This is a genomic window from Sphingomonas bacterium, from assembly GCF_903644135.1.
Taxonomy (GTDB): Bacteria; Pseudomonadota; Alphaproteobacteria; order Sphingomonadales; family Sphingomonadaceae; genus Sphingomonas.
On the sequence record NZ_CAHJXA010000278.1, the window covers coordinates 1 to 3,823 of the forward strand.

2 protein-coding genes are annotated in these 3,823 nt (G+C 68.4%); both read left to right on the forward strand.

Features of this window, described 5'->3' with window-relative positions; all coding sequences use genetic code 11:
- Nucleotides 1-693: DUF6504 family protein (locus tag HUU96_RS12880; RefSeq protein WP_368039772.1), on the forward strand; the 693-nt coding region annotated here is incomplete at its 5' end.
- The coding region (locus tag HUU96_RS12885) for an error-prone DNA polymerase (protein ID WP_174293168.1) at nucleotides 693-3,823 on the forward strand (3,131 nt) is incomplete at its 3' end. The genes HUU96_RS12880 and HUU96_RS12885, both read left to right, overlap by 1 nt.

Below are 3,823 nucleotides of genomic sequence, written 5' to 3' on the forward strand. Positions count from 1 at the left end.
GCGCGTGGCCTGGGCGCGCGTGCGGTCGAGCTGATCGCCGCGCGGGTCGATGGCGTCGATCAGCGTATTGTGATCGGCGCATCGCGCGCGACGCGCGACGCCGTGCATCTCACCCGCATGTTCGCGCTCCGCATCGAGCGGATCGATCCGGGCCTCGGCATCGAGGCGATGCGGATCGTCGCGACCCGCGCCGAACCGCTCGGCGCGACCGCGCTGGGGTCGATGCTGGCAGGCGGGAAGGGCGGGCCTGACCTCGCCGTCACGGTCGATCGGCTCGCCGGTCGGGTCGGCGAGGCGGGCCTGTTCCGCATGACGCCGGTCGAAAGCGACGTGCCGGAACGCGCGGTCGTGCGGATCGGCGCGTTGGACGATGCCGGCACCTGGCCGCGCTGGCGCCGGCCGGCACGGCTGCTTGCACGCCCCGAACCGCTATGGGGCGTGGTCGCGCTGCTGCCCGATGCGCCGCCACGCCGCTTCTCGTGGCGCGGCGACACGCATGTCGTGGTCGCCGGCGACGGGCCTGAACGCATCTACGGGGAATGGTGGCGCCGCGACGGGGAAGTGTGGGCGGTGCGCGATTATTACCGCGTCGAGGCCGAAAGCGGCGGGCGATACTGGCTGTTTCGCCGGGGCGATGGCGTCCAGCCCGCGACCGGCGATCTGAGCTGGTGGATGCACGGGCTGTTCGGCTGATGGCCCCACAGCCCCACTATGTCGAACTCCAGGTCACAACGCATCATTCGTTGCTGCGGGGCGCTTCGTCGCCGAACGAGCTGTTCGCGGCGGCAGCGCTGTTCGGCTATGCCGCGCTCGGCGTCGCCGACTGGAATACGGTCGGCGGTGTGGTGCGCGCCTGGGAGGCGCAGAAGGAAACCAAGGTACGCTTGATCGCCGGCACCCGTGTCGTTCTCGACGATGGCCGATCGCTGCTGCTCTATCCGACCGATCGCCCCGCCTGGTCGCGGCTGACCCGCCTCCTGAGCCTCGGCAAGGGGCGGGCGGGAAAGGGCGGTTGCGCGCTCGGCTGGGCCGATGTCGCGGCGTCGGCCAACGGCATGGTCGCCATCCTGTTGCCGGACGAAGCGGACGCGGCGACCGCCGGCCATCTTGCCGATCTGGCGCGCGCGTTCGGCCCGCGCGCCTATTGCGGCCTCAGCTACCGGCGACGGCCCGACGAACAAATCCGGCTGCATGACCTCGACACTCTGGCGGCGCGATCCGGCGTGCGCGCGGTCGCGCTCGGCGACGTCCTCTATCATGCGCCGGACGCGCGACTGTTGCAGGATGTCGTGACCGCCATCCGCGAACGCACCACGATCGACGCGCTCGGCTTCCGGCGCGAACGTCACGCCGATCGCAATCTCAAGTCTCCGCAGGAAATGGTGCGGCGGTTCGCGGCCTTCCCCGATGCGATCGCCGCGACCGGGGACATCTCCGCCGCCTGCACGTTCGACCTCGGCGAACTCGCATATCAATATCCGCACGAACGGGTGCTGGACGGCCTCACCGCGCACGAGGCGCTGGTGCGCCTGACCGACGAAGCGGCACGGCGCATGTTCTCAGGCGACGTGCCGCAGGCGCACCGCGACCAGATCACGCACGAGCTGCGGCTGATCGAGGAGCTGGGCTATGCGCCCTATTTCCTGACGGTGAACGCCATCGTCGCGGAAAGCCGCAGGCGCGGCATCCTGTGCCAGGGGCGGGGGTCGGCCGCGAATAGCTGCGTGTGCTTCGTTCTCGGCATCACCAGCATCGATCCGATCCGCCACGAACTCCTATTCGAGCGGTTCGTGTCGGGTGAGCGCAAGGAGCCGCCCGACATCGACGTCGATTTCGAACATGAGCGCCGCGAAGAGATCATCCAGTGGATTTACGAGACCTATGGTCGCGACCGCTCGGCGCTGACCGCGGTCGTCCAGCGCTACCGCGCGCGCGGCGCGGTGCGCGATGTCGGCAAGGTGCTCGGCCTGCCCGAGGATTTGACCAAGGCGCTCGGCGGCCTGGTGTGGGGCTGGTCGGTCGAGGGTGTCGGCGAACAGCATCTCGACCAGCTCAACCTCAACAAGTCGGACCGGCGGCTCCGGTTGACGCTCGATCTCGCCCGCAAGCTGATCGGTACGCCGCGCCATATGTCGCAGCATCCGGGTGGGTTCGTGCTGACGCACGAGCGGCTCGACAACCTCGTGCCGATCGAGCCTGCCCGGATGAAGGATCGCCAGATCATCGAATGGGACAAGGACGATATCGACGCCCTGAAGTTCATGAAGGTCGACGTCCTTGGCCTGGGGATGCTCGGCTGCATGAACCGGGCTTTCAACCTGCTGGAGGACGCGAAGGGGGTGCGGGTCGGCATGGCCGATCTCCAGGACGACGATCCGGACGTCTATGCAATGATCCAGAAGGCCGACACCCTCGGCACGTTCCAGATCGAGAGCCGGGCGCAGATGGCGATGCTGCCGCGCATGAAGCCGGCGCGCTTCTATGACCTGACGATCGAGGTGGCGATCGTCCGCCCCGGCCCAATCCAGGGCGACATGGTGCATCCCTATCTGCGTCGGCGCGAGGGTCTGGAGCGTCCCGAATATCCCAAGCCCGAGCTGCGCGCGGTGCTGGAAAAGACCCTGGGCGTTCCGCTGTTCCAGGAACAGGCGATGAAGGTCGCGATCGTCGGCGCGGGGTTCACGCCCGCAGAGGCCGATCAACTCCGTCGCGCGATGGCGACGTTCAAGATCACGGGCGGGGTCAGCCATTTCTACGACAAGCTGGTCGAAGGCATGGTGGCACGCGGCTATCCGCGCGATTTCGCCGAACGGACCTTCAAGCAGATCGAGGGATTTGGCTCCTACGGTTTCCCCGAGAGCCACGCCGCCAGCTTCGCCAAAATCGCCTACGCGTCGTGCTGGATGAAGCATCATCATCCCGACGTCTTCTGTGCGTCGCTGCTCAATGCGCAACCGATGGGCTTCTACGCGCCGGCACAGGTCGTCGGCGATGCCCGCAGTCACGGCGTCGAGGTGCGGCCAGTCTGCATCAATGCCAGCCGGTGGGACTGCACGCTCGAACCGGGGCAGGGCCGCTATCTGGCGGTGCGCCTCGGCCTTCGACAGGTGAGCGGCCTGGCGAACGTCCACGGCGCCACAATCGTCGCGGCACGCGGGATTGCGCCGTTCGGGTCGGTCGAGGAAGTCTGGCGGCGATCGGGCGTGCCGCGCAGCGCGATCGAGCGACTGGCCGAGGCCGATGCCTTTCTCCGGCTCGGCGAGGATCGCCGGCAGGGGCTGTGGAAGGTGCGGGGTCTCGGCGAGGCACCGCTGCCGCTGTTCGTGGCGGCCGACGCGCGCGAAGCCGCCTTCAGCCCCGAAGGGATCGAGCCCGACGTCGCGCTCACGCCGATGACTGACGGGCGCGAAGTGGTCGAGGATTACCGCGCCCTCCAGCTCTCGCTCCGCGCGCATCCCCTGACGTTCCTGCGCGACGAGTTGACCCGCGCCGGCGTCGTCCGCTGCGCCGATCTCGCGTCACTGCGTGACGGTCGGCGGGTGAAGGTGGCCGGGCTGATCCTCGTCCGCCAGAAGCCAGGCAGCGCCAAGGGCGTACTGTTCATCACCATCGAAGATGAAACGGGCGTCGCCAACGGCATCCTCTGGCCCGATCGGTTCGAGGCGCAGCGCCGCACCGTCATGACCGCGCACATGGTCACGCTCGCCGGTCGCGTGCAGCGGGAAGGGGAGGTGATCCACGTCATCATCGACACCCTGACGGACGAGGCGGCCATGCTCTCGCGGATCGGCGGCATGGCGATGCCGCATAATACCGGCCGGGG